The following is a 5002-nucleotide window of genomic DNA, read 5'->3' on the forward strand; positions in this document are numbered from 1 at the left end:
CTGCATCGCCTCCGCCTTGAGTTGAGTCCCACCGAGCGGACAGAGATAGTAATCGCCTGTGGCCTGGAGAAAGCAACGGGTCGCTAGACTGGCCATCTTGCTGTCACCCACGTAGAGCAACCCAGACTGACTGAGGGTCTGACGCACCTGCCCGATGGCCGGAATGTAGAGCGGGTCGTCGGCGCGCTGCCCGGAGACAATCTCGGTCGCTATCGGTAGCCCCAGCGGATCTAGCGTCGCCAGCATCAGCTTCAGTTGGGGCAGGTCGGGGCGATGGTCTTTGCTATGGCCATATTGGAACAGCCCTGACTCATTGACCGTCCAATCCCCGCTGACGCTGGTACTATCCAGACGCAGCCGTTTGGGGTGCAGGTCATACACCTGAATCTGACGCTGATTCAACGCCGGTTCAAACAACGCCCATTGGGCATCATCACTGAGATATCGCAACACGCTTTCTAGGCGGTCGTCACTCAGGTCAAGGGCGCGAACCGGTTGCTGCAAGCCCTGTTGCAAGGTTTCCTGATGTCGCTCTACCCAGGCCTGCACGGGGTTTAACCGGTGATCCGCTTGGGACAAAATGTGGCTCAGCCAAACTATCACCACATGGCCTAAGCTGAGCCCCTGCCAGTTCCCATGGGTCGGAAAGTAGTCGTCGAGCAGGGGTTGCACGTCCATCCGCTGCAGTTGGGCCAGCAACAGGGGAATATCGTCAACCCGTTCGGTGATAACGGTTAGGGGGGTATCCATAGCCCTAACCTATCCCAATTGGCTGACCTCATTTAAAAATGAGCGAACCGTGAGTCAGGAAGGACGGTAGACTGCAATGTTTTGACAATGCTTGCCCGTTCCTCCGTAGTGCGGCTGTAGCCAAACACCACTCTAAGCTGTGCCTTCACACAGAGTACTTTCCAAAGAGAGTAGGGAACCCGACCACCCTGGTTCTCTAGCTCCATGATGGCGATAGGTAGGGGCCATTGCCTGGCAGAGGGTTCAAAGGCGGTGACATCTAGACTTAGGAACTCATTGGTTTTAACGGGGATCGCTGGAATAGGGCAGTTCTTGGCGGAAGCCTGCCAGCCTATCTCATTACAGGCAGCGACTACAGCTGTAGTGAGATGGCTAGTCCAGGCAGACAGTGCTTCGCGGCAAGCGGCTTGCTTCAGCGGTTGGGCATACCCTGGCTGCTGGACAGTGGCTATAAAGGCGCTTTGCCATTGTTGAGCAAAGGCAGTCATGGCATTTGGTTTGCTTGCATGTTTCTGTTCATGAAGAATTTTCTATAGATGAGCATTCTTTTGTATCGCTTCTCATGTTGTGCCATTTCTTCAAACGGAGAAGGAATATTCGGAAAGTCAGGCGGAATAGAGCTATCTCCAATATTGCCCACATGGGTAATGATTACAGCTGGCCCCCAGTTGCTATGGGGCTCTGGAAAATTTGGCTCTAGTTCTCTGAAACCTGCCAAAGCCAAAATCATGTATCCATAAAATCGACACATATAAATCATGTCATCTAGAGCTTCTGTCCTCATTTCTGTAGACATGGCTCCTCCAGAATGAGTCAGCCAATCAGGATGAGCATTTCGATCTCTTAATCGCTTAAAAGACTCAAAAATTCTTTTGCAATCGCCTCTCCAAGCATTCGAGAGGTAATCACGCTTAAAATCTGGTATTAATCTCTTATTTAGCAATCCAGTTGAGTTATCAGCCCTACTAATAGGATAGTCATAGATTGTTCTCAGAGAAGCCTCCAAGATTGTAGATACTATAAACTCCTGTGTTGTTTGGAGTTGCTGGTTGGCAGCCTCGGCGACTTGCTGAAATATTTTCCTACAAACATCGCTATGCTCCAATTTTCTGCAAAAGAAATATGACAAATATAGAACTTCTTCCCTTGGAATCTTTGAAACTTCAATCAATGAAAGTTGGCCAAAAGACTTGGGAGGCTGACATTTCCTGATTTCCATAACAGTTTGGGCAACACGGCGCATCTCTCGCTTCAGTAAATGCACCGTTTCACCTAGCCAAATTTGAAGCGAGTCTTGGAATCCAATGGGCCAATCCCAGGCTTGCTGCTTGGCAAACTCTTGTTTGGGAAGTTTCCAAGTTAGATACAGGTGATCTTTGTCAAGAAAATATCCAATAATCTTTCTCGTTTCATCTTCAAAGAAAAACCCAGGATTAGCGATTCGTTGTATGATCTCTCCTGCGATTTGAGTATCTACGGTAACGCGATCTGGAAATTTATGAGTTTTTTTAAGATGGTATAGCGCGCTTCCATGCCATGCAGAACTATCGATCCCAAAAATATTGGACTCGCATATAAAAATGTAGCTAAAGTTAAGTGATAGGTTTCCTCCGATTAGGTCATCCTGGAGACTACTTATATTAATCTTTGGAATGAGCATCCAACCATAATCAGAAGTCCAAGCCCGAATTGAAGAATAATCTGATTGGTCAGAGACTCTAACACGCCCTAGCTCAATTCGATCTGGGTGTCGTATCGGCTGTTCTAATAATGCTTCTAGATGAAAACCTTTATCTGGATCCCATGTAATGATTCCTTTGCCTTGATACTTAATACCTATGTGGTAAAAGTACAAGTCATTTGTAATGATTTTGGCGGGCTTGAAATAATCTTTCATGGCGTCACCTTAGAACTGATGGGTGAGATGCCTGGGTTAGTTTCCAGTAGCGCTGGTTGGCTCTGAGCAGATTGATTCAGAGCATCCTCAGTTTCAGGTTTCTGGATGGTGGTCATGAATGTGGTCTGCCAGGGATGTGAGGTCATAGGGTTTCCCCCACCAGGGCCAGGGCTTTGGTGACCACCCGATCGCTTAAGTACATGCCGGTTTCTCGCAGTTTGGCAATCACAGGCTGAGCGGCGGGAATATGGCCTTGCTGCTTGGCGGCTAGCACCAGGCCGAGGGTGCCTCGTAGGTGCGTATTTGCATAACTTCGGGCTCTTGGCCACTTTTGGTGATCCATCCAAGGAGAGCTATAGACAATAGGGGGATCCATTCTCGCTTTTGTTAACCCTATGGACCTCATCTCGCATCTACTCCCCAGCCAAACTGAGTTGAGCTTGCAGCACTGGGATTTGGATACGGCCACCCAGCAGGTCACGGTTTACCTCGCCTCTACACAGACCGTAGCTCAGTGTCCTCTCTGCCATCGTCCGAGTCACCGTATCCATAGCCACTACAACAGAACCTTGAAAGACTTACCTGTTGTCCAATTCAGTCTGACGATAGTGCTGACAGTCTGTAAGGTTTTCTGCCTCAATGAGGCCTGTCCTCGACGGATTTTTGCCGAACGCTTACCCAGAATCGTGGCCCCGTGGGCCAGGCGCACCATTCGTTACGCAGATCATCTCAAAGCTATAGCCCTAGCCTTAGCGGGTGCTGCTGGGGCTCGTTTGAGCGAACAGGTTGGCTATGGGCATAGTCGCAACTCAATGCTGCGAGTCATTGCGAGCCTGCCGTTACCGCAACTAACGACCCCAAAAATCTTAGGGGTAGACGATTTTGCCCTCCGCAAGGGGCACAACTATGGCACGATTTTGGTGGATCTTGAGCAGCACCAGCCCATTGCGTTGCTGCCGGATCGCACGGCAGAAACCCTTGAAACCTGGTTGAAAGAGCATCCCGGCGTCGAAATCTTATCTCGGGACCGTTCCAAGACCTACAAACGCGGGATGAGCCAAGGTGCACCGGAAGCCATTCAAGTGGCCGACCGCTTTCATCTGTTGCACAATCTCGAAGAGACGTTGGAAACAGCGTTTAAGGGACACCACTCAGTCTTCCAACAGGTTGAAAAAGCCCAGCGTCAGGCGGATGGTCTCGAAGCTCCGCATCCCTCAGACTTGCTTGAGGATCCACAGTCTCCCAAAGCGCTCAACCGGGCTCATCGTTTGGAGACCTACGAGCAAACCCATGCCTTACGGCAGCAAGGGTACGCCATTAAAGACATCGCCCACCATCTCGGTATTGGCAAACGGACGGTCTACAAGTATTTGGCCGCGTCAACCTTTCCTGAACGACAACTCACTATTCGTCAACAGGGCAGTGGATTGGAGGTCTATAAACCCTACATTCAGGATCAATGGAACCGGGGACAGCACCAGACCAAAGCCCTCTTTCACCAGATCCAACAGCAGGGCTACCAGGGCAGTTACTCGACCCTGGCCCGCTATACCCATCAACTGCGTCAATTACCAGCGTCGGGTCAGCCTAGCCCGGAATCTCTCAACGATTTACCGGGACGGGGGCCAGCCCCTCCCCTTTCAACCTCTCCTCAAAAGCCTTTGAGTGCTCGTCGAGCGGCATGGCTAATCTTACAGCGAACAGAAACCCGGACAACTGAAGACGATACCTTATTAGAGCAGCTCGCTCAACAGCCCGAGTTATCGGGGGCTATCTCGCTGGCCCAAGGCTTTATTGATCTCGTTCGGCAGCGCCTTCCCAGTCAGCTGGATGACTGGCTGCAGGCGGCTAAAACTAGCTCAATCAAAGCGTTTCAAAGCTTCGTCAAAGGGCTGGAGGAGGATTATGATGCGGTCAAAGCCGGGATGACGTTAGAGGTTAGCAATGGACCCGTTGAAGGGCAGAATAATCGGCTCAAAATGCTGAAACGGCAGATGTTTGGGCGAGCCAACTTGGAGTTGTTAGAGAAGCGGTTCATTTTGACCAGCTAAACAGCTGTAATTTGAGGACCGCAAAAGGTGCTAGTTTTGCACATCACCAAAAGTGGCCAAGAGCCCGAAGTTCATGCGATTTTGCACAACCTGGGACGACCGCTAGGGCGGAGCCTGGGGCAACAGTTAGCGCAGGTGGAGACGCAAGCCAGGCAACTGCTGCACCGTCTGAGTCAAGCGTCTACCGACGCACCTGACCCCAGCCTGCAGACTCAATATGACGCCGTTGTCCAACAGCAGCAGCAGGTCATCGACGACCAACAGCGCTACCGTCAGACGCGACAAGCCATCAGTCTAAGCGTCC

Annotated in this window: 5 protein-coding genes and 1 pseudogene; 2 read left to right on the forward strand and 4 right to left on the reverse strand. The window is 50.8% G+C overall.

The annotated features are described in order from the left end of the window. The 4 genes from LEPTO7104_RS0100290 to LEPTO7104_RS39220 all read right to left on the reverse strand — a co-directional run. Positions 1-750, reverse strand: a 750-nt coding sequence (locus LEPTO7104_RS0100290) for an IS1634 family transposase (RefSeq protein WP_017296539.1), incomplete at its 3' end; no start/stop codon positions are given. Between the two features lie 32 nt (positions 751-782). Then, on the reverse strand, positions 783-1238 hold the full coding sequence (locus LEPTO7104_RS32075; RefSeq protein WP_017296540.1) for a hypothetical protein: 456 nt from the start codon (positions 1236-1238) through the stop codon (positions 783-785). Next, positions 1235-2647, reverse strand: a complete 1413-nt coding sequence (locus LEPTO7104_RS0100300) for a hypothetical protein (protein WP_017296541.1) — start codon at positions 2645-2647, stop codon at positions 1235-1237. The genes LEPTO7104_RS32075 and LEPTO7104_RS0100300 overlap by 4 nt, the downstream gene beginning before the upstream one ends. 142 nt (positions 2648-2789) lie before the next feature. Continuing rightward, positions 2790-3053, reverse strand: coding sequence for a PIN domain-containing protein (locus LEPTO7104_RS39220; RefSeq protein WP_083886970.1), 264 nt, complete (start codon positions 3051-3053; stop codon positions 2790-2792). Here LEPTO7104_RS39220 and LEPTO7104_RS0100310 point away from each other — a divergent pair. Together LEPTO7104_RS0100310 and LEPTO7104_RS41440 are read left to right on the forward strand one after the other, a co-directional pair. Then, positions 3043-4698, forward strand: a complete 1656-nt coding sequence (locus LEPTO7104_RS0100310; protein ID WP_017296543.1) for an ISL3 family transposase — start codon at positions 3043-3045, stop codon at positions 4696-4698. The two genes, LEPTO7104_RS39220 and LEPTO7104_RS0100310, sit on opposite strands and share 11 nt — an antisense overlap. Positions 4699-4734: 36 nt before the next feature. Next, a pseudogene (locus LEPTO7104_RS41440) lies at positions 4735-5002 on the forward strand (hypothetical protein); the annotation flags it as partial.

The organism is Nodosilinea nodulosa PCC 7104, assembly GCF_000309385.1.
In the GTDB taxonomy this organism is placed as follows: Bacteria; Cyanobacteriota; Cyanobacteriia; order Phormidesmidales; family Phormidesmidaceae; genus Nodosilinea; species Nodosilinea nodulosa.